Origin of the sequence: Vibrio sp. CAU 1672, from assembly GCF_029223195.1 — a bacterium.
Taxonomy (GTDB): domain Bacteria; phylum Pseudomonadota; class Gammaproteobacteria; order Enterobacterales; family Vibrionaceae; genus Vibrio.
The window spans coordinates 43,694-68,874 of the sequence record NZ_JARHUF010000022.1 but is presented as its reverse complement, the minus strand read 5'-3'; the positions used below and the strand labels follow the sequence as shown (position 1 = coordinate 68,874).

Sequence of the window (25,181 nt, the reverse complement as noted above, 5' to 3'; positions counted from 1 at the left end):
TAGCAGAATCCGTAGAGATCTATAATCAAATGAGGCCTCATACGGCTTTGAAATACAAAACGCCCGATGAAGTACATCGAGCGTTTTAGTTAAAAAGTGTCAACCCATATCAGGACGGGTCACGGTTAAAAAATGAGATGGGCGACACCAGCAATCACCGGAAGCGTTATCAGCGTTCGTAAGATGAAAATCACAAACAGCTCTACAACATTGACTGGAATGCGGCTACCCAGCAATAAGGCTCCGACCTCAGACATATAGATCAGCTGAGTTACTGACATTGCTGCAACCACAAAACGGGTCATTTCATTATCAATGGAAGCGGCCAGAATCGCTGGAATAAACATGTCGGCGAAACCAACTACTACGGTTTTTGATGCCGCAGCGGCCTCTGGGATCTGTAATAATTCAAGGTATGGAATAAACGGCTGGCCCAAGATTTCAAACACAGGAGTGTACTCGGCAATAACCAGAGCAACGGTACCCAGGCCCATAACAACCGGTAGTACACCAAACACCATGTCGATGGCATTGTGCAGGCCTTCTTTTACTACCGTTTGGAAGGAGGTCACCCGACCTGCACGTTTCAGCGCTAAATCCATCCCCCAAGAAAATGTGGTATGGCCTGCTGGCACAGCATCCAGATCTTTATTTGGCTTGCTGCCATCCATATAACGATCTTTTTTCAGGCTAAGCGGTGGCAGACGAGGGATAATGATCGCTGCCACTACGCCAGCTAAACAAATCGCAGCATAGAATGGCAAAAATAAGTGTTCCAGGCGGACTTGAGCAATAACCACCAAGCTGAAGGTAATGGATACTGCAGAGAAGGTGGTACCTACGACCGCTGCTTCACGCTGTGTATAAAAATTGTTTTCATATTGTTTGCTGGTCAGCAGAATGCCTACGCTACCGTCGCCAAGCCAAGACGCCATACAGTCGATCGCACTACGTCCAGGAAGGTTGAATACCGGACGCATGATTTTGCTGAGTAGTGCACCGAACAACTCGAGCAGGCCAAAGTTAAGCAGCAGCGGCAGCAGCATGCCAGCAAAAATGAACACCGCAAACAGGGTTGGTAGCAATCCTGTTAGTACCAGGCCACCAGTGTTTTCTTCCCAAATTGCTTTTGGTCCAATTTGGTAAAAGGTCATGATTACTGCGGCGCCACCGATCAGGCGAACAACCAGCCAAAGAATACTTGGATTAAACAAACCATTTAAAAAGCCATTCCGCAGAATAGCGGCAGGTCGAAAAATTTTGCAAAGAACAGAAGCAACCGCCATAAACGCAATGATAACTGTGATTATAGCAACTAATGTATCACCAAGCAGTGCCGGGATTAGTTTCGCCATTACTGCAACAGGAATAGTCAGATCGCCCTCATAAGAGATCGGTGCCATAAACAACAGCAGGCCGATGAGAGAGGGAATGAAAAACAACCAAAAGTTGCCTTTTGGTGCTTTTACGGTATCGGTGTTATTTTGCATAATTTTCTCGTGTTACAACCAGTCAATACTTGCCACAATCCATGACATAAATATTCACTAAACATCCGTATTTAATCACTATGATGCGGAGGTTAACCGCAATTCAGTATTAATGCAATACTATTCATTAAATACATCTAAGTATTCAGGAATATTCCTCGGCAAAACGGTATTTACACAGGTTTTTGTATGTAGTTTTGTGTTTAATGTTAGTAAATTGTAGCACGTCAATGGTGCTTTATGGGAGTGGTATTAGAGATGAGGAGATACAGAGCTATAACACATGCGCCCGCCTGGTAGTACTGAGGGTGAGAATATGACTTGTGGTGTTCTTGTGGGCATGTGCAGTGAGTCGGCGATAAGTGCCCAGACTTATAGGTAGCTTATTGGCGACCAGCCACTTTTCAAAATGCACTGGCCGTTATCATTGTGAGGTCATGTGGCGACGGTGTGACACAAATAAGTAAATCCAGTAAGCAACCGCAATGATATACGCCAGCCCTGCAGGGAAAGCCAATGCATGCAGTTGATAGGATTTAAATAGTGCTGCACCCAAAACACCGCCGAGTAGGAAGCCACCAAAAATAAACAGGAATAGTTTGGCTTTTCTATGATCAAACTGACGGCCACGCAGGCTTTCTCCAATCATGATCCCGAGATCGGTAATAATACCGGTCATGTGGGTAGTACGCACTACCGCACCGCTGAAGGTGGTGATCATAGCGTTTTGCAGTCCACATGCCGCGGAGGCCAGATACTGGCCGTATACATTGCCCTGGATCAAGAAACCCAGGCTCATGAGTAGCAAGGTGCCTTCAATACACAGGGCAACACCATAACGGCGTCCCAGCTTGAGTGCGCTACTTTCAATAAAAAAACCACTAAACGCGGCACCGACCAAAAAACTGACCACTATTAACATCAGGTGGAAGGTGCTGCTGATGTCATTAAAGAAACTGTTGCCAAGTTGGGTGACTGTGCCTGACAAATGGCTGATTGCCTGGTGCTGAAAACCCAGTAATCCGATAGCGTTAACACACCCAGCCAGCAAGGCAAGCATAAATGCGCCGTATTCTACCCAACGGGGAAGTTTAGAAATCACGTTAAAGCCTCAACTTAGATTAAGAATCGATTATAACGCTCTGAAAATCGGTGGGAAGGGCTTACTGATTGAGTTGATTGATCGTCCGCAATAAATGCTCAACTTTATTTTAGATTGATCAAATTTTGTTGATGTATTCGGAGGCGCATTCAAATGCCACCCAGCCGTGCTGGCGCTCTTCGTAAATGGAGACCGTGGGCGCGGGAAACTCTTTGTCATTGAATAACCCGACCGGGATCACCACGCTGTCCGGAAAGGCGGAAGCTATAAGGGTAAGTGTTGTCCCACAAACCGGACAAAAAGTATAGCGAACATCCTCGCCATCACTGCTGATGCGTTTGTAACCGGTGACTTCTCCATCTATGATGACTTGGCTCTGATGAAATCGTGCTTGGGCACTAAACACACTTCCGGTGCGTTTTTGACATTCAAAACAGTAGCGGAGTGAGGTTTGAACCGGGGCTCCTTTGCAGCGAATCTGAACAGCCCCACAGGCACACTCGCAAGAGTGGATTCTGGTCGTCATTCTTTTTACCTTTCGTTGACTCATCATCAGTTTAGACGATAATTGGCATCACTGAGTAGCGGCTCTGCTGTGATGTGGTGTCGTTTCTTTTCGCCGCCTTAAATCATGTAGTGAAAAACTTGTTATACTCGCCCAATTGTTGATAGCAAGATTTAGATTAAGGGGTGTGCCTGTGAACCGAAAATTACTCTTACCTATCCCATTGATTTTGTTGATACCAGTACTGTTATTGATCGTCGTCGTTGCCGCCGGTTTGTATCGCTTTACTCTTTCAGATGACGACATCATGGCCAAGTTTCCCCAAGCAGCAGACCCGTCGAATGTGATTGTCGCTGAGTTGCTCGGGATCCAGTCTGCCAACCCATGGACGCTGCACGTTCCGGAGGCGGGCGCGGTGAGTTTTCTTGATGAGTGGGATAAAGAGCATCAATACCTCAAAGGCGATTACGATGCAGGTGCCGCTCGCGGTGAAGTGTTGCTTCCGACGGATTTTATTCGTTCAACCCAGATTGACGGCACGCCCTGGATCGTGTCACCGCTGATTGTGACGAGCCAGGGAACGGGGGCATTTTATTATCTGGCCTTGTTTAAGTTTGACCCGGCTGTGAGCCGTGTGGTGATGGTTGATAGTATTTTTATCGGCGATCGAATAAAACTGGCGTCGTTAAATTGGCACTCTGATCACGAGATCAGGCTTGTTTATTTCGCTCATGGAGAAGAGCAGGCAAAAGCGGAAGAACCTAACCAATTGATTGAGCAAATGTTTCGCCGCTCTGCTAATCAGCTGTTGATTCGTTAGGCATTTTTTTTGCATAGAGCGATAGAAAATCGATGTTTTCTGCGCAAAATCTCAAAATTCGCTAGTGATTTCTTGGGCAGGAATGCATAAGCTATGGAGCCTATTAATAAGGAGATGTCGTTTCCGTGTCTGCAAATGTTATAACAAGACGATTTCTAAACCTGACAGGCCGCAAGGCGCTTTTACTGTACTCCTTACCTGTCTTGGTGGCGATTGGTGTGTCTCACTCTCTTACAGAGTCACCCTTGACGAAAACCATCGCATTGAACCTGCCAGAATCCCAGGTAGTAGAGCAAATCCTTGACGCTGCAAATGCCGGGTTTGTTACGCCTCCTACATTTGAGTACCAAATCCGGGAAGGTGACAACCTTAGCACCATTTTTAATCAACTGGGCTTTGGTTATAGCGTGTTGATGGACGTGATGGAGACCGATTTAAACTATTTGGCTCTGGACACGCTTAAACCCGGTAACACACTGCGCTTTTGGCGCCAGGAAGGTACAGGTGCACTAAGCAAAATGGAACTGGAGTTTTCCATTGCTGACAAGGTTGTTTATCAGCTTAACAGTGATGGGGGCTATGACTTTAGTGATATTTCTATTCCGGGTGAGTGGCATCGACAACCGGTAGTGGGAGAAATCCATGGTAGCTTTTCTACCTCGGCTAACAACATGGGTTTAACATCAGCGGAGATAAGCCAAGTTGTAAATTTGCTGAAAGATCAAATTAACTTTGGTCGGGATCTTCGGGCGGGCGATCGCTTTGAAATTGTTCGTCGCTCCCAGTTCATTGAAGGCGTGCCGACGGGTAAGAATGAAATAGAGGCAATCAAGTTTTATAACCGGGGGCGTGAGGTTACCGCTTATCAGCACTCCGATGGGCAGTTCTACAATGCCAAAGGGGAGAGTTTGCAGCGGGCCTTCCAGCGCTATCCGGTAAGCCGGCAATGGCGTATCAGCTCTGGTTTTAACCCGAACCGGCTGCACCCGGTAACCGGACGTGTAGCACCGCATAACGGTACTGACTTTGCGACGCCGACAGGGACGCCGATTGTGGCGACCGGTGATGGTACAGTAGTCATGACACGTAAACACCCATACGCGGGTAATTACATCGTGATTGAGCATGGCAATAAATACAAAACCCGCTATCTCCACCTGAGTAAAATAATGGTGAGAAAAGGACAGAAAGTGTCGCGTGGTCAACGGATCGGCCTTTCCGGCAGTACCGGCCGTGTAACCGGGCCGCATTTGCATTATGAACTGATTGAATATGGACGTCCGGTGAACGCGATGCGCGCCAATATTCCAATGGCCAACTCTGTGCCGAAGAAGGATATGTCAGCATTCGTTGCCAAACGCGACGAAATGAACAGTTTGTTGGATGGAGAACGAAAAGCCACTCTCTGATTAAGCCTGACAAATACAAGCCGAGCATACGCTCGGCTTTATTGTCTCCGGGAGGGGGAAAGGTGCGCTATGCGCTTCTCACCTGCCTGTTCTGAATGATCTCAATCAGTGCCTCGATATTATTAGGCCTACAGTAGTAATACCCTTGAATGTGCTGGCAGCCCATGTCTATCAATCTGCCTAGTGCCTGCTCGTCTTCTACGCCTTCTGCGATCAGTTCAACGTCGAGTAATTGTGCGAGTTGAGCAATCAGCAGCACTACTTGTTCGGATGTGGTGTTGACGGCCATATTCTGCACGAAGGTGGCGTCGATTTTGAGGCTGTCAATCGGGTAACTATGGATGTAGTTGAGACTGGAGTATCCGGTACCAAAATCGTCTAAGGCGATCTTAAACCCAAGGTAACGCAAAGAGTCAAGCACCAGCTGCTCCTGACTGCTCTGGGAAAGCAGTACTGTCTCCGTAAGCTCAATTACAAAGTCTGATGCTTTGTGGTCGTATTTCTCCAGCATGGCTGTCAGGTGATTAATATAGCGGTTCGAATCGACCAGCTCATAAGCCGAACAGTTAACGGAAAGGGTGACAGGAAAGCCTAACTGTTGCTCCAGAGTTTGCTTTGCCCGGCAGGCGAGTTCGAAAATGTGTTCACCAAGCCTGACGATCAAGCCTGATTGCTCAGCTGCTTCGATAAACTCCGATGGTGGGATTGGGCCGAATGTTTTACTTTGCCACCTTGCCAGCACTTCAAAATGATCCCAGCGTGTCGAACTGACATCGACTATCGGTTGAAGAGCAATGTCAAACTCATTGCCTTCTTCTGCAGGGAGAAGAAGTTGAGTACGCATCGCCTGAATTAATTGAGTTTGACGCAGATACAGAGCACTAAGTTGAGTATCGTAATGCTGGATGCGGGTGTTCCTGCGTTTTTTACATTCTTTCAGCGCCAGACTGGCGTGCAGGATCAGATCATCGCTGTTGAGCATATGCACCGATGCCCTGGCGATGCCGATACTTACATTGAAGAGGATCTGATTGGACTTATCGCAATAGCCTTTTTCAATTTTGTCGAGGATCTGGTAGCAAACGGCAACAGGATCTTCGTCAAAGATAATAAAAGCAAACTCATCGCCAGCGACACGAAACGCATTATTGGCGGTGGATAAGCACTGCTCTATTACGTTGGCGGTGAACTTGATAATTTGATCGCCAATGTAGTTACCGTTGATGTCATTGATCGACTTAAAGTTGTCGATATCCAGGTAGGCTAGACTGAATGGCCCCGTAGTCTGCTGGGCAAGTACTTCAAGTTTATCGGCAAGGCAACTGCGATTGAGCAATCCGGTCAGGTTGTCATGTGATACTTCGTAACTGAGTTGGTTGAGTAGCCGGTCAGAGCGTTCACTGCTCCACTTTTCTCGCAAGCAGTGGATAATGAAATTAGCGTAGAGGCGGTGTCTTCTGAGGAAAGCTTGCATTTCGTGATCAGATATTTCCCGCTGAAAACTGGACAGAAGAATGCCAAACACTTCCCCGGACTGACTGTGTAAAGGTAAGCCCAGATAGGCTTGAATGCCGGCGTCTCTCAGGCCTCTGTCGTTGGGAAATAGTTGGTATACTTCCTTATTGTAAAATACAGCCTTACCAATATCTCTGAGAACTTGTTCACAGGGAGTGCCGGTCAGACAGTAATCAGTGTTATTATTGATTGAGTGGTTGTGGGCGTACGAAAGCGTACTCGCACGGTGCTGGACATGAGCAATTTCAACCACACAGGTGTGATAGGTATCTAAGCTCTGGTGTAAGTTCAGTGTCACCTTATCGAGTAGTGCTGTGCCATCAAGGTTCAGCAACGCTTCTAGCTCAGCGAAACTGATTTGTGTTTCATCCATTGAACACTTCATCTGACGTTATCTCTTCCTTACCGCTTTTCTATTTTTTGTTAGCTTTTTCAGCTTTTATTAATATTGGCGCGGATTATCTTTTATATGCATCGTTTTTACTATCGCTGAAATTACGCGAGTTTTCAAACTCTAATCGTCGGAGTTCGGCGTATTTATACCGTATGTAATGTTACTTTAGCCGGTAGTTCCGCTCAGGTTTAAGTGGGCCACTATCTCGCAAACTATTGCTGATATTTTCTTCTTCGAGGCGAGTTTTCAGGTAATCTAAAAACAGCTGGGTTCTGGTATGCTTGTAAGCCAGTTTTGGATAATAAGCATAGACAATGGCTTCATCTGCAGTGATCTTCGGCAAAATAGGGACTAATGCGCCAGATCTAAGCTCTTCCTTGATCATGACATTATTGGTCAGTAATACCCCCATTCCTCGCTTCGCGCCATGAAAAAGTGCTTCGGGATTGGTGGTGGCAAAGTTACCTTTTAAGGTGAGACGTTTCCCGGTGTTGGTTTTGATTTCCCTGCTGGGTTTTTCACCCCAAATCAGCACATTGTGATCTGCAAGATCCTCAATCACTTGTGGCGCGCCAAATTTTTCAAGGTAGCTCGGCGCGGCGTAAAAGCGCGCTTTATGTTCAAACAGCGGGCTGGCCTTAAAACTTAATGAGTTGAGCTGATCGATTTCCCGGCTGATAAACAGATCCAGGCTCAGCTCAGGCAGTTGGCCTGCCAGCGTGGTGGTCAGCTGGATGGTGATGTCGGGGTATTTTTCCAGAAAATCATCCAGGTAATGGACAAGAAATTTTGAGCCGACAGCCAGCGTCGCCCCTATTTTTAATAAGCCCGCCGGTGACTGATTGACTGAGCGCGTTTCATCCAGCACGGATTGCCAACTGTCGAGTTGAAGCTTGGCCCGTTCATAAAATAAAACCCCGGCTTCGGTTTGGCTGATTGAGCGGGTAGTGCGTTTAAGTAACTGAACGCCGATTTTGTCTTCCAGCCACTGAATGCGTTTACTGATCGCTGAACTGGTGGTGTTCAGTTTACGCGCGGCGCCGTTGAAACTGCCTTCTTCAACGACGCGTATGTAGCTGCGTATGTTTTGAATCCAATCCATTCTCTATTCCTTCCTGTTGGGAATTAATTACTTTCCAAATACGTCAATTATCACTTTTAAATAACTAATATACACTGTTGGTGTTCATTAGAGGAGAGTGTCGATTGCGTAAAACCCCGTTATTACTTGCGATGATGATCATTGCAACCGGCCAGGTTGGCGTGAGTATTTATTTGCCTTCACTGCCGCTGATAAGTCAGGAATTATCTGTCAGCCAGAATGAGATCCAGTATTTGGTGACGTTGTTTTTGGTTGGTTTTGGTGCCTCTCAGCTATTTTATGGTCCCTTATCCGATGCGATTGGCCGAAGGCCAGTCTTCCTGATTGGCCAAGGGGTGTATTTGCTAGGAACAATAGTGTGTATTGTCTACTCGGATAATATCACTGCGTTGGAAATGGGGCGCTTACTTCAAGGGCTTGGTGCTGGGAGTGCATCGGTGCTGGGACGTTCAGTACTAAGAGACAGTTATGACGGTGCTCAACTGACTAAAGCGCTTTCTTATATTTCGATCACCGCCTCGGTAATGCCAATTGTTGCCCCGTTGTTTGGGGGGTGGATTGCCTATCATATCAACTGGCAGTCGGTGTTTACTTTTGTATTGGTTTATCTCAGTGCTATTTTTTTCCTCGGTTATCAGGTGCTACCGGAAACTTTACCATACCCCAAGAGCCGTTTTGAGCTGGTAAAAGTAATACGTAACTATGTCAGATTGTTGACCAATGCTCAGGTCATCGGCAGTGCCGGATATAATTGGTTGAGTTATCTTGCCAGTCTGGTAACGCTGTCCCTTTACCCATTTTTAATCCAACAGGAACTGGGTTTGACTGCGGCGGATTATGGCGTGTTGATGATAGTGCCTTCAGTTGGTTTGCTGCTGGGTAGCGTAACCGTCAACATTTTGAGCCGAAACGGTTTCCGTGTCGGGCAGAGCTTATCGGTCAGTTTTACCCTGGTTGGCATCTCTGCGCTTATGCTTTTATTCGGTTCGTTTTCGGTCACTACATTGCTGGTGAGCTTCACCTGTATGAGCTTTGCGCAGGGGATATCTTTTCCTTTGTCTGTCAGCTTGTTATTAGCGCCTCATAAGCACCAGGCAGGAGCCGTATCTGCGTTGTCCGGTTCGATTCAAATGTGTTTGGCTGGGGTATTAGGCGGGTACCTGGTTGATAAGTGGGTGACAACCCAAGCCCAGTTGGGGATGTTTTACCTGATTGTAGCCATTGGATCGGGTGTGATCCTGTTTTTCAACACCATCAGGGTAAGCCGTGAGAAGATCTTGAAAGTTGAGGCGGCCAGTTGAATCTGCTTGCAAGCGCATCTGCTGCTTTTTACAATGCGCCAATTTCGAAACCTGAGTAAGAGCCTGTAATGTGCTTGTTGCTCTGGTCATCTTCCAAGAAAAGAAGTAGGTGTAAAATGCAACAGAATGAATTTGAGTTGTTGGTGAAGAATGTTTGCCAGCAAGAAAGCATGCCAGCCGCCCTTGAATTACTAAAGGCGAATGAGAATGAGGAAATTGCCCAGGCTGCCCAGTCACTAACCGGTCAGTTTGGTCTTGCCGAAGTTGCTGGTGAAAAACGCATCTATCACGTTACCCTGCAGAAGGACGAGTCTGGAGTAGAACAAGAGTATGTTGAACATGTGATGAATGAAGGTGACCATTTGGTCAAGTTTGCAGCGTGGTTTTTTGAAACGTTTTTTGAAATTAAACAGAAAGATACCTACAGCGCAGCCGGTAAAACTTATCAGCAACCCAAACGTTGATTGATACCCGGCGGAAATAATCACAGCTAGTTTCGCCGTCATTGCTGAAAAAAAATTACAAAAAAATGTGATCTAACTCTTGATAACTGCCTTTATAGGTGTAAAATTACAACATAAAGAAAGTTAATTACATATCAGGAGATGGTCATGGGTAACGAACTAGGTGGTTTTTATATTGGCCAGATGGTAGGCCGTGATGCGATGCACAAAGCAATGTACGGTAAAGCGAAAAAGAAAAAAGCGTCTGTACTGACTCGCATTTACAAAAAACTAGTGAATTAATAAAAAGCCCTGATGGAAAATCAGGGCTTTTTTGATCCCGGGGTTAGGCTGATTGGCTGGGGATCTCGATTACGTTATCGGGAGTTTTGTCTGGCTGGTGTAGTCTGAGCCACTCTTCCAGTGCATCTGCTCCACCAATGTAATTGCCATTGAGCCAGATCTGCGGGACGGTAACCGGGGTTTTTTCGCCAATAATGGCTTTGACTTCCGGGATCATACGATACAAAGCGGCACTGTTTTTCACCACATCGTGATAGTGGTAGTCGATACCGGCATCATCCAGCAGTTGCTTTGCCTTGATACAGAAAGGGCAGGTTGCTTTGCCGAAAACGACATTTCCTTTCAGTTTATCGCGCTTTGTCCACTCGGTAATGACAGATTGCACCAGTACGCCTCGATTCAGCGCCTCCCCCTGGCTGATGACTTTACCCTCAACGATCAGGATTGGCGCATGCCAAGCTCCCATTTTAAGCGGCTCCCACCAGTGGGACAGCCAGTCTTTCACTTCTAGTTCGACAGGAACACCGGCGAGTTCATTTTCAAACGTATCGTTGAGGATGTCTTTGGTTAACGTGCATTCTCCGCATGGGATGTTGACTTTAAATGGTCCCCAACTTCCTGCCCAGCGGTATAATGTTAATTTGATTGGCTGTACCATACATGGTTCCTCATGATGCTTTCCTCCAAATATAGAACGTACTTCAACCAGTTTTCTTTCAGGCGACGCGCTTTTTAGTTTCCCAATGGGTAATGAAAGCTACGGATCCGATGATGATAAACGCTCCGAGCCATAACCGGCCTGGAGGAACCCAACCAAATACCATCCAACCCGCAAGGACGTTCAGTGGCAGTTTGGCATGATCAAAGGGCTGTACAAAAGAGGCATCAGCAACGGCGTACGCTTTTACAATCGCCCATTGTGCCAATGCAGTCAGGCCACCTGCGACCAGCAACAGTGCCCAAACTAACGGTTCTTCCGGCAGAGCAAACTCTGGCAGTGCTAACAAAACGTTAAATGGTGTGATCAACAACAGTAAGTACACAACCATGGTGGAGGGAGGATCATTAACCGATAATTTCTTCACCATCAAAGAATAGGCGGCCCAGAAAAAGGCGGCACCGACCGGCAGCAGCGCGGCCCAGGTAAAGGAATCTGCCCATGGTTCCAAAATGATCATCGCCCCGGCAAAGCCCATCAGTGTGGCAGCCCAACGAGCAGCCCCCACTCTTTCCTTCAAAAGCAACCCGGACCCGACCGTGGCAAACAGAGGTGAGGTCATCAACAGAGCGATGGCTTGCCAGATTGGAACCGGGTAGGCCAGTGCCCACAGCCAGAGTTGTATGCCGATCACAGAAAAAAAGACCCGTAAAGCGTGCCAGCCGAAATGCCGGGTTCTTAATGAACGTCGAATTCCTAAGGTGCGCAGGTAGGGAAGAATGGCGAGTAGGGCGATGGCATATTGAAATAAAGCGAAAGTTGTTGAAGCAACGCTAAAATGGATGCTGGCGATCTGGGCAAAATTGTTCACAATCGCAAATGCTAATCCTGCGGTCAGCATCCATGATGCCCCCTGAATAGGATGATGATTCACTGGTGTTTTTCCTAAAGATGTAGAGTGAAGGGATCATACGTTTTAAAGCCGGTGTCGCCAATAAAAAAAAGCCTCCCGGAGGGAGGCAAGTGACCAATTCAAAGGACGTTCCTGCCAGAGCAGGGACAAAGAACGAGAAGCACAAACGCTGCCATGCATTTGCTCAATATTAATATTGCAGATTGCATGCCAGTTTTTAAGTTGCTGATTTTAATGTGTTTGTTTTGATTGTGGTTTAGTTCAGTAGTGTGATTGCACTAATGGTGGGAGAAACTGCTTTAAAACGGGGCAGGAGGTGTTCTGACGTACAGCTCTAGATGCTTACTATACGAAAAAGGCCGACATCTTGTGTCGGCCTTACTTACCCCCATAGGCGGGAATTAAAAATCGTAACGAAAACCTGCCTGCAGCTCGTCATCAGCATTATCGATTTGTTGGAACTTGTAACCCACATACGTACGCAGGTGACCGTTGAACTTGTAGACCGCTTCAATCGCCAGTTTGTCCACTTTATCTTCAGTTGAGCCCACTTTTGGGTCCATTTCCAGGAAGTTATATACCCCAACCAGCGCCAGTTTCTTCATCGGCTTGTAGATAGCCGAAATTTCGTAGCCGGTGTAGTCGTCATCGGCTTTGGTACCCATAGTGAATAGTGCGCCCAGGGTGAATGCATCCATTGAGTACTGGCCTGCTAAGTTGAATTGGTCGTCATTGTCGCTGCCGTTGCTTTGCGAAACGTAGCCCGCCCCCAGATCAAATGAGCCAAAATTGTACAGAGCTGCGATACCGATACTATCGCTATCTTTGCTGTTGTCTGCATCTGCGGCCAGATAGTTGACTTTGAGTGTCAGGGCGTCAAATTCACCAGAATACAGGAAGTTGTTTTCACGCTTATCTTTGTTACCAGCAACAATGTCGGCTGCTTCGCCGCCAAATGTTGCCATTGTGTCAGTGATGTCTGTCAGCATTACTTGGGCAGAATCTTGTTTACCGTAAGAGAACTCACCAAAAGAAGTCCCCAGACCGGCGAAGAAATAACGGTTAGTGAGGTCAGACTCACCATCGAGTTCTGCTTCGTATTTGCCAAAGCCGTACAGGCCTTCAGAAATTTCAGACTTGCCTTTTAGGTTAACGCGGGCACGCGACTTGTCTTTGAAAGCATCTGTGTCAGCGCTTTTATTTTCATCTGAAAGGTTAAAACGCGCTTCTGCACGGCCGCCAACTTTCAGCGTGGTTCCGTTGTTGTCGTAAACGGTTGCTGCCAGAGTGGGTGCTGATACCAATGCCGCCAGGACTGCAGTAGTGAGTGCTGCTTTTTTCATTATCTTATTACCTTAATTGTAATTAGTGAGCTTACATGCCCGATGTGTTTGATGAGGCTAAGGTAAACGGCAAAAATGAAAGATAGATTTCTATTAGATTATGATTTTATTGCAGTTTTATTGAAGTGAGATGTCAGTTTTCGAGGTTGCAAAAAAGTAATGAGAGAGGCTTTAGCTTTTTTGAGGTGCTTTAGTTCTTTTGAGGCGGGGCGGGGCGTAAGGAATTTCAGCCGCGGACAATGGCAAAAATTGTAACTGTGGATCTGTGTTCTAAAGCCCAGCGTACTGCTGTTTTGGTGATGGAGCTCACGTAAATCTGCGGCGTCTGTAACTAAATGTAATTTATAGGTGAGTGACTACTGAGCAGAACGTTGGCTGCTTGAGGTGAACGTTTGCGGCTTTTTTTTTAATTATATCTTTTCACTCTGCTGTGGTTGCCAGATGCAATACAGTGAGATTCAGTTGTTAGGCAAAAGTGACGGGTTTGTGCTGCCGAAGCTCACGTTGTCCCTTTTGTAAAGACAGCCTTATCAACTGATTAAATGAATACATGGACTTTATAATGAACAAAAAAATTCTCGCAGCAGCGATCGCAGCAGCCACGTTTGGCACTCAAGCCGTAGCGGTAGAGCTATACAACAATGACGGCACAACATTCGCTATTGGCGGTCACGTGTCAGTTAATCTTAATGGTTCAGAACAAGGTGATACGGATGTAGGTACCAATTCTCCACGTATCAACTTCAATGCGACTCATGATTTAGGTAATGGTTTTACGGCGGATGCTCGCGGTGAGTGGGCGCTTAACTACCTGGATGGTGGCGAAAACGCGTTTACGACTCGTCTGGGCTACCTGGGTTTAACTCATGAAGGTTTTGGCCGAGCGGTTGCCGGTACGCAATGGGCGCCGTACTATGATGTGGCGGGCGTTGCCGATATGCCAATTGCGTTTGCCAACGATTTCATATACGACAACCACGGCAACCTGGGCACGGGTCGTGCGGAAAAAATGTTGTCTTACCGCAATACGTTTGAGTTAGGTGACGCTGGTGCACTTAACCTTGGCCTGGGTTGGCAGGGCGCTAATGCTGATGATGGTGTTGACTACGATCAGCGTGCACAGGTCGCATTGTCTTACTCTGTCATGGGGGCAACACTTGGCTATGCCTACACCGGCGGTGATTTCCAGCATCAATCATATGTTGGTAAGCACAGCGCTGAATCTCACCTGGTTTCAGCATCCTACGGCTCATATGGTAAAGGTCTGTATGTAGCGGGTGTGTATGCTTCTAACGAAAACATGAACGAGGGTAACACTCTTCTTGCAGAAAGTGATGCGTACGAAGCGTTGATCGCTTATGCGTTGCCTAGCAGCCTGAATCTGAGCCTGAACTACGAAAAAGTGGAAGGTAAAGAGCAGAAAGGTTCTTCAACGCAAACCGCACGTGAAGAGATGGCTGTACAGGCTGAATACAACTTCACGCCTAAGTTCGTCGGATATACCGGTTACCAGTTTGATCTTAACGACAGCAACGGTCGCAATACTGATGACAAATGGACTATCGGTGCTCGTTACTACCTGTAACAGTCAATGCTCCTAATAGTTTGAAAAGCCGGCAACAAGTCAGCATTAAAACGCTGAATTAACGGTTGAACAAGCTTTTGCCTGGCACAAAACACCCGCAAACTTAGCGTTTGCGGGTGTTTTTTATTTCAGCTTAAGCCTTAGCTATGCTGACTATATTGTTTGTGGTAACCATTTGGGTATAAAACAAGATATAGATTACCGTTAACTTGTTACTCTGGTTACCTAAATCATCACCAATAGCCACCATAAGGTAGCTAGAGGTGATTTTAGTCAGCAAGTTGGATCTGGTACTGATAGCGGATGCCATGTTCAGGCAAGCTTTAAGTCAACCTGTTTTCGGTAGGTAACCATATCTTCAATGGTTAAAACCGGCATATTGTGTAGTCGGCCAAACGCCACTATCTCGGCAGTTTTCGCCATCGTGCCGTCTGGATTAGTCACCTCACATAAGACACCAGCGGGCTGGAGCCCTGCCATTTGCATTAAGTCAATGGTGCCTTCCGTATGGCCCCGGCGGGTCAGCACGCCACCTGGGCGGGCTCGCAGAGGGAACACATGCCCTGGCCGTGCCAGGTCGTCTGGTTTTGCGTTCGGGTGGGCGGCGGTTTTAATCGTTGTGACCCGATCAGCGGCAGAGACACCCGTGGTGACCCCTTGCTTTGCTTCAATCGAGACCGTAAAGGCGGTCTGGTTCGCACTGTTGTTGTTGACGACCATCGGTGGCAACTCCAGCTTATCTGCTTGTGCGTCGGTAAGGCACAGACATACAATGCCGCTGCATTCACGAATCATCAGCGCCATTTGTTCATTCGTCAGATGTTCCACTGAATAAATAATGTCGCCTTCGTTCTCGCGATCTTCATCGTCAAGTAACAGAACGCCCCGGCCTTGCTGCAGGGCGGTTAATGCGCGTTCAACGCGGGTGATCGGGTCGCCGAATTCGGCAAGTAGTGATGACTGATTCATGGTTAACTCCTTAAATATTACCAGAATCAGGGCGGTATGAGTGATCCGCTTTGCGGGATCGAAAAGAAATACGCCAGTGTCCTCCGACAAGGGTCAGAAGCTGGTGTTTTCTTAATTCTCTTTCATCCGGACTGTAACCGTCGGCTCTGGCTTCTCACCAGATCTGCTGACCTCGACGAATCGAGCGCTCGCGGGCTCACTCTTAGGAGTATACCGCCGGTGGGGAATTTCGCCCCGCCCTGAGAACAATTCAATAAGCCGATAACTCTCTAAAAAGTCCGGCAGCAAGATAATACTGTTTACGCAATCGATTGGAAAGCCAAACAGTGCGATATTGTATAAGTTATCACTCTGTTAATGTGAGTGGAGGAAGGAATCATGGCGGATAAAATAATCAATCTGGCGTGGAACAAACGTATTGTAAATCAAACTGGTGTGGGTCTGTTTGACGAGTATATGATCTTGCATGCCTTCTAAGCGGGTTTCTTCTACCGTTACGGTACCATCAGACATGGTATTGTCATCCTGGATTAAAAGCGGCCGGGCGCCAATAGGCATAGTACCGGCGATACTGCCGAGCTTTTGTGGGAATGACCAAACGTCTTCGTGTTTGTTCAGCCCGTGATGGGGAGAGTTACCCAGCAGTGCGCCTAAGCCGAGATCCTGAATCCGTGACACGATTGAAGCGCCTTTTAGGGGAGAACCAATGGCGACCACATGAGAAACCAGGTTGGTTGTCGGGTGCCTGCTGGCGAGGTAGCGTTTGATCATTAGGCCACCTAAACTGTGTCCAACCAGGGTGTTGGGGCCTTTTGGATTAAGGGCTTGGTCAAGACGTTTAAACAATGCTTCTTCATTGATAGCAATCGTGTTGTAGCTGAGTACCTGAGTGTCATAGCCCAGCTTGCGCAGGCTTTGGCTAAGAGGCTGCATGACCAGCCCATGCATATAAAGACCATGTAAAATAATGATTTTCATCAGACCTCCCGGAATAGTACCTTTATCTATCCTACTAGAAACCGTGCTTAACTGCTGTCAGTTTATGAGTAAATATTGCCCTTTTTGTTGTAACAAATGACGACTAAAAGCTTTTGAATAAAGCCACTTATTATAGAAAATTCGGTTTTCTGCCAACTCTCCTGGTTAATGGGTGATGGTCTGGTTATTTGGCAGGTTTTGGGTGACTGCAAGCTTAGATCTGGGAATGGTGGCGTGTGGTTTCTAACCCTCGACTTCCGCTTGTAATTGCGCCAAATACTGTTGCATGAATGCTTTGCGCTTTAAGGCTTCGTGTTTTGCTGAATCGGTATGCATCGTGTCAACGATTTGGAATAGTTTGGTACGAAAGTGATCGATGGCATAGCGTTTGTCATCAAGTTTACGCTGATTGGCAAACATGTCATCGTGATCATAGAGCCGGGCGTCAAAGTGTGTGCTGACCTGAATGCAGCGGCTTATCCCGATCGCTCCCAGTGCATCTAATCGGTCGGCATCTTGCACAATTTGCGCTTCGAGTGTTTGTGGGCTGATATTGGCACTGAAGCTGTGAGCTTCAATGGCATGAGCGATAGCATCATGGTACTGGCTGGGGTAGGCAATGCTTTCCAGAAATTCGATGGCTTTTTGGGCCGCAACCAACGAGCTTTGTTTTCTGTTGGGGTGATCTTTGGGATAGGTGAAACAGTCGTGTAGGTAGGCTGCCGGCAATACTACTGCTAACTCTGCCCCTTCTTGCTCGGTGAGGTGTTTGGCGGTTTTGACTACGCGTTGTATGTGGCTGATGTCGTGTGCGCTGTCGGTTCGCATTTCTTGTGCCATATACTCAAGCAGCAACGGCTCTATTGGGGTTAATAACGTCATGGATAGCATTTTTGAATATTGGTTTGGGCAAAAGTATGCCCAACTCTAAAACAAATTGCTAAAAAATAGCGTTGTTATGGGGATTAGGTGATTGCTTTTTCAGGTGATTGATATAACTAAGAGCCAGTTTGCCTCAAATCGCGAGGAGTGGTCTGCGGGAGTTGGTAATGCTTAAAAGAGAGCAGCCGTGGGCTTCGTTGGCGGATGACAAGTAACACCAGCTAATTTTTGGAGCTGGGTTACCAAGCTGAAAGTGAGGCACCTTTTAGTTGTTTGAGTATTGAGAACTGCTGCCTTACCGTAAACGGATAATTTAGTTTGAAGCTCATTTCTTTTGTTACTTGTTTAATTATTCCAGGCAATAAAAAGGGCCAGCAATTGCTGGCCCTTTGCTCCTATCTTCTTTGTTGATTTTTCTTATTAATAGTTGACGTTGCTAGTATAAATCTGCTTGATAGCACACTATTGATCCTTTTGTTAGGAAGCTCAATAGAGGCTTTAAACGATAGTATTAGTCGTCGCGATGTGCAAATATTGAAAGCATCATTTTTCCGTTACACCAGCGAATTTCGATATAGAGCACGTTCTTTGGATTCCTCACCTGGAATTAACATTAACCTCATGAGCTGGTCATTATTGATATTTAAAGCATGACCAGGCTAGCGGTGCCTAAAAAGGCAAAAAAGCCGACCACGTCGGTCACGGTTGTTAGGATCACTGAGCCAGCCAGAGCCGGATCCAGTTTAAGTTTGTCCAAAACAATCGGGATGATTACCCCAAACAGAGCAGCGGTAATGATGTTGACGATGATCGCAAGTGAAATCGTGGCACCTAAAATTGGCGACTGAAACCATAAGCCTGCCAGGGCTCCGATGATCAGCGCCCATACCAAGCCATTTAATGATCCTATCCCCAGCTCATTTTTAAGCAATGCCAGACGGTTACCGGGAGTGATCTGGTTAAGTGCCATGGCGCGCACCATCAAGGTTAATGTCTGGCTGCCGGCAATGCCGCCCATTGAGGCTACAATCGGCATTAATACCGCCAGTGCGACCACCTGAGCGATCACATCCTCAAATAACCCAATCGTCACCGAAGCCAAAATTGCGGTGAGTAAATTGATGCCCAGCCATACCCCGCGTTTTTGCGAACTTTTCATTACCGGAGCAAATAAGTCGTCACCTTCGTCCATACCGGTACCGGCCATCAGGCGTGCTTCGTATATTTCGCGCTGGGTGCTGAGAGCAAACTGCCAGTCGACCTCACCAACCAGCGTCTGGTCTTCATCGGTTACCGGCAGAGAGGGGAAGGCACTGTGTTCGAGCGCTTCAACGGCTTCAGCCAAGGGCAGTTTACTGTCCAGCACAGTGATGGTCTCATTATCGAGGCTTTTCAGGCTTGTATTAGGCTCACTGCGTAAAATATCGTAGTAATTGACGACACCCCGCAGCTGTTTTTGACGGTTGATCAGGTAAACCTGTTGAGGAGTATCGTAACTATGGCGCTCCATCAGTCGGCAGGCACGGCCGGTGGTAATATTGAATGGTAGCGTAATGACTTTACGTTCAGCCCAGCGGCCGAGTTGATCCTCTTCATACTGGTTGGCCTGGTCGTAAAGCTCAAGTTCATCTTTCTCGACCAGCTCCAGTGCTTCATTGATAATGCTTTCCGGAAGCGAGTCGGCCCACTCTATCAGTGCCAGGTTATCGAGCTTGGCCAGGGTAAGCTTGAGCTCGACCTCAGTGAGGGCATTAATGATCGAAAAGCGTACATCGGCACGCATTTCAGTTAATACGTCAATATGCAGCTCTAACGGTAGTGCCCGCCAGAGCCGAACACGCTCTTCAATAGGAAATGCTTCGAGAATCAACGCAACGGCACTAGGCTCCAGCCCATGCTCAATAGACTCATTGAGCAACGTCATTTGCTGTGCTTCATCGGCTTTGACCACTTGTTCAATTAGCGTCGAGAGGTCTTGAAATTTGCTCACAGAATACCCCGAGAACCCGGTTATTATAGTTGACTGCTGTTCAAGTTACTTGAAAGTGGGAGAAAAACAATACCTTGATGGTCCGGTCAGTCAAGATAAGGCAGAACCATCCTGCGAACGTTGACTTTGGCTCCAGTCCTGGCTGCGAGCAAATACAACCCCGCGATTTTACGATGGAGAAAGAGCGCATCTGCCGGCGGGGTATGCCAGTAGTCCTGCTCCATACTCAAAATTGTACCGGCTTTGCGTAAGCGCACAGCTAACCCACTGGCCTGGAAGTCATACTGGTCGTCAATGAGCATTGGCTCGCAGGCCATTTTGACCAAGTCAAGAATGGCCTGCCGCTGCTCTGGCAGTATAGCCTGACTGAAAAAACCGATCTGTTGCAGGGCCTGATTCAAACCATTCTCATCATGATGGATTACCGCTTTGAAAGCTTGTCGGTAGCCATTGCTGAAGTGTGTACTGTATTCACGCGTGGCGCCAAAATCTAACAAGCCGATTTGCCCGGTGTCCTTGAGATACAAAAAGTTGGCAAAATTCGGATCCGTTTGCACCATCTTAAATTCAAACAGCTCAAGGAAGAGTAACTCGAGTAAGTTTTTCATCACCAAATCACGAGTTTGCTGATCTCTGTGCGCAATGGTTTCGATAGGCTCTCCCTGGATAAATTCCATCGCCAGTACAGAGGCTGAACAGCTGTCTGGGTAAATCCTCGGTACTACGAATTGCGTATAGGGTCGGAGCAGATCATGATAGCGTCTGGCGAAAGCGGCTTCGCGCTGGTAATCTGCCTCGTCATGGAGCTGTTGTTTGGCGTCTTCAAGAAACCCTTTGTAATCAATAGATTCCGGGATTAAGTTGACAACCTTTAATAAGGTACCGACATTGTCAACATCGCTGTCAATGCTTTGCCGAATTCCCGGGTACTGCACTTTTACCGCCAGTCTGTCACCGGTGTCGCTGTAAGCCTGATGGACTTGGCCGATTGATGCGCTGGCTATAGGTTTAAAATTGAAAGCCAGAAAAGCCATTTTCCAGTCAGGCCCTAACGCGGTTTCTAATACCGCATTGAGCTGTTTGGCTGGCATGGGGTCGGCGTCAGATCGCAGCCGGGCAAGGATCTCGGCCAGCTCTGGTTGCAGCATATCACCGGCGTCCATTGACAACATTTGGCCCAGTTTCATCGCTGCGCCGCGCAACTGTGCCAACTGTGTGGTCAGGCGGGTGATGTTTTGTGGGGTCAACAGCAAGTCTTTTGCCTTCGGCCGTTGGCCTTGGACGATTTGCTTGCTGCCTTCCGCTATCACGTTACCGGCTACCCGCGTTGCCAGTGACGCAAACTTTCCCAGCCTGGTGATGCGATGAACGGGCAGGCTTTTATCCTTGTTTGGCATATTAAGGCTCCTGGTTAATCTTCCTCTTATACGCCAAACTAACTCGATAGGGCACAAGCCGACAAACAAAAACCGCCAGTGTTCTGGCGGTAGTGGGTTAAATTGAGTAGAAGAAGTACAGCTGAGATTTCATGCGGATGATGATGCCGCGAATGACATCCAGGAATGCCAGGAAGCTGATCGGTTTCTCGCCACTTACCCACGCCAGACCGACTGAGCCAACCGGAATGTCATAGCCTTCCGTTTCGTTGATTTTCAGACGGACAAAATGGTGCTTGTTCTGAAGGTTCTTCCCGGTGGTAGCCCGCACATTATCATCGAAACCGAGCAGATTACCCTGCGCTTCACCGGTTGCTTCGACAATGCCCTCGACACTGGCTGAGAAAATCTTACCCGGGTACACCGAAGAGGCGAACTCCGCTGTCTGTCCCGGCTTAATATTACGGATCGCCTGATGGTTAACCCGCATCAACACGTATTTTTCATTGGTGTACATGTTTAACCGGGGCATCATTGACACGCGTTGCCCTTCGCGCAGGATAAAATTCGTCACAAAGCCATCCGTTGGTGCGTAGACTTTAGTGCTGTCCATGTCCCACTGGGCTTTCGCGACCTTCTCGATGGCCTGTCGCTGTTCTGCTTGCCGGCTCTCTACTGCTAGCTCGGCTTTGCTAATTGCGAGTTTAGCGCGAGAAATATCAACCTGCTGCTTTTTGATCTGTGATTCAAGCGTCAGGACATGCTGACGTGCCGTTTCCACCGCACTGGCCTGTTTATCAATGTCACTACCGGTGATGGTATTGTGTACCACACGATTCTGCTCCTGGTAACGCGCGAGCATTTTTTGTTGTAACGCATAGTCGACTTCGGCGGCAGCAAGCTTGCTTTTTGAGGTTTCCAGATCCTGCAGCAATGCCTGGTGGCTGGCCTGCTCGATGGCGACATCCCCTTGGGCGGTAGCCAGTGCCACACCTGCCGCTTCGGCTGACACGTTAGCTTGATTTAAGGCAATCTGATAGCGCGTGCTGTCCAGTTCGTAAATCAGCTGACCTTTCTCAATTTGTTGATTGGGCTCAATATAAATATGCTCAACTTTGCCTCTGACATCTGTTGAGTCGGGGCGTAACTGGATATGCGGTGATTGCACGACCGAACCACCGGATATGTCCATGGGGGTAAAGTTAATCAGCCCGACCCAGACAAACATCAACCAGCCTATACCGCCCAAATAGGCGAAAGACTTGGTGACTTTATTCCAGGGCATACCGACCAAACGCAGTAAGTAAATAAACAGGGCCCAAACCGCCAAACCTTCTAACATTACGCTTCCTCTTGTGGTTGATGCTCAGGGTGTGGTTGGCCTTTCCATGTATCCCGCAGGTTAATAATGGCTTTTTCCATGTCGACAAAGGCAAAAATCACTGCCAAAACCCACACCCAGTGCCAGACAAAGCCAATCCACGTCATGGCGGTGATCAAGCCGATTTGATGATGATCTTTGCTGTGGGCCTTGTTGATAGGTAACTCGTGGATTTTCCAAAAGCCGTAACAGGCACCTGCGACGCTTGCGACCAGCACCACCGCTGCGACGACGTGCAGTGCGGTATCTGCACCAGTACCGACAAATGGGACACTCAATAAGCTCATTCATAACTCCTATTTGGACGAAGGAGCGTATTGTGTTGATCAATTGAAATGGAGGGGGTTTTATGACAGATTACTTTATAATGTACTTAATAATGATGCGTTCTGTTACCTATGATCCGATTTATCCGCGCATTGGGCATTGTGAATGTTCACCGAAATGCTCGCGCTCATTACCAGTTGCCTGAAGGGGCTCTTGGGATTCCGGACAGTGTCTTCCACAATCCGATGAATTTGATACCAATGCCAGAGTTGAACAAATGGTATATGAAACTGGAGGAGAACAGCCAGGATCCGGATGTGTATCTCAATATGAGTCGTCATGTTGAGTTGCAGCAAATTGGCCCAATTGGACGATGGCTTTATTCCGGAGAGGATCTTGCCAGCACGATTCGACGGGTTAATTATGGCATGAGCAATATTCAGTCGGGGGCGACGCTGGCAGGTGCTCAGTCGGGAAGCATTATTAAGTGGACCTACGCTAACCGCTTTCTTGATCCATCAGTCAATGTGCATGACAGTATTCGTATTGCGATGCTGATGTTAAAGGTCTTGCGTGAGTTCCTTGGCGCAGATTATGCCCCGCTGCGAGTGCGGTTATCTGGTTCTCGCAAAAATCACGAACTCTACACAGGATATTTTGGTTGCGAGGTCGACTGGAACCATTCCAGAACAGAAGTGTGGCTGCATGGTAATGATCGTTTAGCGTCGCGGCAGGCAAACCCTCCCAAAGCTCAGCGCCTGGCGATGAATTTTTCCGACTTGGATGAGCTGCTGAACATGCCGGATCCGGAAGATGAGTTGAAAGCCATTTATGAAGTCTTCAATTACAGCCGCCATTTTGGTTTACCTTCACTCGGCCGGGTATCTGGCTTACTGGGGCTTTCAGAACAACAGTTCCAGCGGCGCTTACATAAGTTTGGCATGAACTTTTCCACAGTGCTCGGTTACGTATTGAGTAATGTCGCGGTACAAATGTTGGTCAATGGTAAAGGAATCGATGAGGTTGCCGGACTGTTGGGGTACACCAATACCGCCAGTTTCAATCGAATGTTCAAACGAAATCGGGGGCTGACCCCAAGACAGTACCTCGAACGCCATGTGCATTAGCGCCAGAGTGTGACGTGTCGCCAGTAGTTGTGAGCCGCTGGCGATCAAAGCGTGACAGGCTTTATGATAATGTCGTTTCTGTCTGGTTCTTTTTTCTCCATTGCTTCCATGGCAGTGAAAGCACGACAAAAATGGTGATGGCGTACAGCATTGACCAACCCAGGCAGATAAATACGCCGCTACAGAGCAGCAAAGAAACTCCCGCCAGCACTCTGCCGATCCCTTGCAGGAGTTTTACGGCGGAGAGCATAGAAAGCAGGTAAACCAAGACAAATATACCGTTGGCAAGTTTGAGGAAAAACTCCAGGTTCAGTCCTGATAGTGAGCCAATTAAGCAGGAAACCAGTAAGATGCTGCCAACCAGCAGGGTGGCATTGGCGGGTACGCCACGAACCGAAAGGCGGGCAATGGGATCATTCGGGCGATGTTCCCTGGCTTGTGCCCACACCATACGGGCAAGGCTTTGGGTGTAAAGGTTGATACTGGCAAAGCATGCGGCAAAGCCAATCAGGCTGATGAGCCATTTTAACCCATCGCCAAAAAGGTGAGCGCTGAGCCAGGGGATGGAGGCACTGTCCATTTCGGCATTGCCGTAGGCACCAAACTTTAATATTACTACCGAGCATGCCCAGTAGGTCACACCTGCGACGAAGCAGCCAATGATGATGGCAACCGGGAAATCCCGCTGAGGGTTTTTAAATTCTTCGCCCATATGAGCGAAAGCTTCAATGCCAACGAAGCACCAGAACATTACGCCAAGCGCAGCCGCGATTGGCCAAGAGGTTTCAGCCGTGATGTCAGGCATGGCCAAATCGGCACTGCCGATATCGCCTCGCCATACAAATGCGCCCACCAGGGCAAAAATGCTCAGGGCGATTAAGGTCTGTAAGCGCCCGGAAGACTTGGTCCCGAGCAGATTTACCCCAATTAACAGTACAATGGTAATCACCTGGGCAAAAAGGTGATTGCTGAACGATGCCGGCAGAAGCTGCTGTAAAAAACCTGCCGCCAGCGCGATAGCTGCAGGTACGCCGACCGGGATCACGCTGACAAACAGCCAGGCCACACTGCTTTCCAGTTTGCTGTTGAATGCCCGACGGACAAAATAAGCGGTACCTCCGGCGTTGGGGTAGCGTTTGCCTAACTGAGCGAAAGTCAGCGCAATAGGGCAGATCGCGATAAACAGAACGATCCACGCCCAGAGTACGTAGTGGCCCGCGATGCCAGAGGCGATAGCCGGGATCATAAATAAACCGGTTCCCATCAATGTGGTTGATAGCTGACTTATCCCGGAAGTGAGCGTGATGTCTTTTTTGAGTTGTTCCATA

Annotated in this window: 24 protein-coding genes and 1 riboswitch; of the genes, 8 read left to right on the top strand and 16 right to left on the bottom strand. The window is 47.8% G+C overall.

Features of this window, described 5'->3' with window-relative positions:
* A partial coding sequence (locus P2G85_RS17025; RefSeq protein WP_141107335.1) for an integrase core domain-containing protein occupies window positions 1–89 on the top strand: 89 nt, incomplete at its 5' end.
* Between the two features lie 36 nt (window positions 90–125).
* Here the strand turns inward: P2G85_RS17025 and P2G85_RS17020 are convergent.
* The 3 genes from P2G85_RS17020 to P2G85_RS17010 form a co-directional block, all read right to left on the bottom strand.
* On the bottom strand, window positions 126–1,490 hold the full coding sequence (locus P2G85_RS17020) for a YjiH family protein (protein WP_275865261.1): 1,365 nt from the start codon (window positions 1,488–1,490) through the stop codon (window positions 126–128).
* Between the two features lie 424 nt (window positions 1,491–1,914).
* Window positions 1,915–2,592 carry a YoaK family protein gene (locus P2G85_RS17015; protein ID WP_275865260.1) on the bottom strand — a complete coding sequence of 226 codons (678 nt, stop codon included), beginning with the start codon at window positions 2,590–2,592 and terminating at the stop codon, window positions 1,915–1,917.
* 118 nt (window positions 2,593–2,710) lie between these two features.
* Entirely contained in the window at window positions 2,711–3,118 is a 408-nt protein-coding gene (locus P2G85_RS17010) for a GFA family protein (RefSeq protein ID WP_275865259.1), read from the bottom strand.
* Between the two features lie 172 nt (window positions 3,119–3,290).
* Between P2G85_RS17010 and P2G85_RS17005 the strand changes: the two genes are divergently transcribed.
* Both P2G85_RS17005 and P2G85_RS17000 read left to right on the top strand, forming a co-directional pair.
* Window positions 3,291–3,917, top strand: a complete 627-nt coding sequence (locus P2G85_RS17005; RefSeq protein WP_275865258.1) for a hypothetical protein — start codon at window positions 3,291–3,293, stop codon at window positions 3,915–3,917.
* 125 nt (window positions 3,918–4,042) lie between these two features.
* Window positions 4,043–5,326, top strand: coding sequence for a peptidoglycan DD-metalloendopeptidase family protein (locus P2G85_RS17000; RefSeq protein ID WP_275865257.1), 1,284 nt, complete (start codon window positions 4,043–4,045; stop codon window positions 5,324–5,326).
* 67 nt (window positions 5,327–5,393) lie between these two features.
* Here the strand turns inward: P2G85_RS17000 and P2G85_RS16995 are convergent, their stop codons facing one another.
* Window positions 5,394–7,214, bottom strand: a complete 1,821-nt coding sequence (locus P2G85_RS16995; RefSeq protein WP_275865256.1) for a GGDEF domain-containing phosphodiesterase — start codon at window positions 7,212–7,214, stop codon at window positions 5,394–5,396.
* A gap of 181 nt (window positions 7,215–7,395) precedes the next feature.
* Window positions 7,396–8,337, bottom strand: a complete 942-nt coding sequence (locus P2G85_RS16990) for a LysR family transcriptional regulator (RefSeq protein WP_275865255.1) — start codon at window positions 8,335–8,337, stop codon at window positions 7,396–7,398.
* Between the two features lie 104 nt (window positions 8,338–8,441).
* On the opposite strand from P2G85_RS16990, the gene P2G85_RS16985 reads away from it, so the two are divergent.
* The 3 genes from P2G85_RS16985 to P2G85_RS16975 all read left to right on the top strand — a co-directional run bounded on the left by P2G85_RS16985 (window position 8,442) and on the right by P2G85_RS16975 (window position 10,384).
* Entirely contained in the window at window positions 8,442–9,638 is a 1,197-nt protein-coding gene (locus tag P2G85_RS16985) for a multidrug effflux MFS transporter (RefSeq protein ID WP_275865254.1), read from the top strand.
* Window positions 9,639–9,754: 116 nt separating this feature from the next.
* Window positions 9,755–10,102 carry a hypothetical protein gene (locus P2G85_RS16980; RefSeq protein WP_275865253.1) on the top strand — a complete coding sequence of 116 codons (348 nt, stop codon included), beginning with the start codon at window positions 9,755–9,757 and terminating at the stop codon, window positions 10,100–10,102.
* 147 nt (window positions 10,103–10,249) lie between these two features.
* Window positions 10,250–10,384, top strand: a complete 135-nt coding sequence (locus P2G85_RS16975; RefSeq protein WP_275865252.1) for a hypothetical protein — start codon at window positions 10,250–10,252, stop codon at window positions 10,382–10,384.
* 43 nt (window positions 10,385–10,427) lie between these two features.
* Here the strand turns inward: P2G85_RS16975 and P2G85_RS16970 are convergent, their stop codons facing one another.
* The 3 genes from P2G85_RS16970 to P2G85_RS16960 all read right to left on the bottom strand — a co-directional run bounded on the left by P2G85_RS16970 (window position 10,428) and on the right by P2G85_RS16960 (window position 13,298).
* The gene (locus P2G85_RS16970) at window positions 10,428–11,042 is read right to left on the bottom strand and encodes a glutaredoxin (RefSeq protein WP_275865251.1); all 615 of its coding nucleotides are present in this window, start codon (window positions 11,040–11,042) and stop codon (window positions 10,428–10,430) included.
* Between the two features lie 58 nt (window positions 11,043–11,100).
* On the bottom strand, window positions 11,101–11,943 hold the full coding sequence (locus P2G85_RS16965) for a DMT family transporter (protein WP_275865265.1): 843 nt from the start codon (window positions 11,941–11,943) through the stop codon (window positions 11,101–11,103).
* 413 nt (window positions 11,944–12,356) lie between these two features.
* Complete coding sequence (locus tag P2G85_RS16960; RefSeq protein WP_275865250.1) at window positions 12,357–13,298, bottom strand: porin; 942 nt, start codon at window positions 13,296–13,298, stop codon at window positions 12,357–12,359.
* 562 nt (window positions 13,299–13,860) lie between these two features.
* Here P2G85_RS16960 and P2G85_RS16955 point away from each other — a divergent pair.
* Window positions 13,861–14,883: a porin gene (locus tag P2G85_RS16955; RefSeq protein WP_275865249.1), complete on the top strand. Its 1,023-nt coding sequence runs from the start codon at window positions 13,861–13,863 to the stop codon at window positions 14,881–14,883.
* A 312-nt stretch (window positions 14,884–15,195) separates the two neighbouring features.
* Here the strand turns inward: P2G85_RS16955 and ribB are convergent, their stop codons facing one another.
* The 7 genes from ribB to P2G85_RS16920 form a co-directional block, all read right to left on the bottom strand.
* The gene (gene ribB, locus P2G85_RS16950; protein WP_275865248.1) at window positions 15,196–15,852 is read right to left on the bottom strand and encodes a 3,4-dihydroxy-2-butanone-4-phosphate synthase; all 657 of its coding nucleotides are present in this window, start codon (window positions 15,850–15,852) and stop codon (window positions 15,196–15,198) included.
* A gap of 110 nt (window positions 15,853–15,962) precedes the next feature.
* Window positions 15,963–16,103, bottom strand: a riboswitch (FMN riboswitch).
* Between the two features lie 103 nt (window positions 16,104–16,206).
* The gene (locus P2G85_RS16945) at window positions 16,207–16,830 is read right to left on the bottom strand and encodes a triacylglycerol lipase (RefSeq protein ID WP_275865247.1); all 624 of its coding nucleotides are present in this window, start codon (window positions 16,828–16,830) and stop codon (window positions 16,207–16,209) included.
* Window positions 16,831–17,073: 243 nt separating this feature from the next.
* Window positions 17,074–17,712 (bottom strand): HD domain-containing protein, encoded by a 639-nt coding sequence (locus P2G85_RS16940; protein WP_275865246.1) that lies wholly within the window; start codon window positions 17,710–17,712, stop codon window positions 17,074–17,076.
* 643 nt (window positions 17,713–18,355) lie between these two features.
* Window positions 18,356–19,702 carry a magnesium transporter gene (locus P2G85_RS16935; protein ID WP_275865245.1) on the bottom strand — a complete coding sequence of 449 codons (1,347 nt, stop codon included), beginning with the start codon at window positions 19,700–19,702 and terminating at the stop codon, window positions 18,356–18,358.
* 86 nt (window positions 19,703–19,788) lie between these two features.
* Window positions 19,789–21,099, bottom strand: a complete 1,311-nt coding sequence (locus P2G85_RS16930) for an AarF/ABC1/UbiB kinase family protein (RefSeq protein WP_275865244.1) — start codon at window positions 21,097–21,099, stop codon at window positions 19,789–19,791.
* A gap of 97 nt (window positions 21,100–21,196) precedes the next feature.
* Window positions 21,197–22,420, bottom strand: coding sequence for a biotin/lipoyl-binding protein (locus tag P2G85_RS16925; RefSeq protein ID WP_275865243.1), 1,224 nt, complete (start codon window positions 22,418–22,420; stop codon window positions 21,197–21,199).
* Entirely contained in the window at window positions 22,420–22,746 is a 327-nt protein-coding gene (locus P2G85_RS16920; RefSeq protein ID WP_275865242.1) for an MFS transporter, read from the bottom strand. The genes P2G85_RS16925 and P2G85_RS16920 overlap by 1 nt, the downstream gene beginning before the upstream one ends.
* A 111-nt stretch (window positions 22,747–22,857) precedes the next feature.
* Between P2G85_RS16920 and P2G85_RS16915 the strand changes: the two genes are divergently transcribed.
* Entirely contained in the window at window positions 22,858–23,853 is a 996-nt protein-coding gene (locus tag P2G85_RS16915; RefSeq protein WP_275865241.1) for a helix-turn-helix domain-containing protein, read from the top strand.
* A 61-nt stretch (window positions 23,854–23,914) separates the two neighbouring features.
* Here P2G85_RS16915 and yjeH read toward each other — a convergent pair whose 3' ends face one another.
* Window positions 23,915–25,180 carry an L-methionine/branched-chain amino acid transporter gene (gene yjeH, locus P2G85_RS16910; protein WP_275865240.1) on the bottom strand — a complete coding sequence of 422 codons (1,266 nt, stop codon included), beginning with the start codon at window positions 25,178–25,180 and terminating at the stop codon, window positions 23,915–23,917.
* Window position 25,181: the final 1 nt, after the last annotated feature.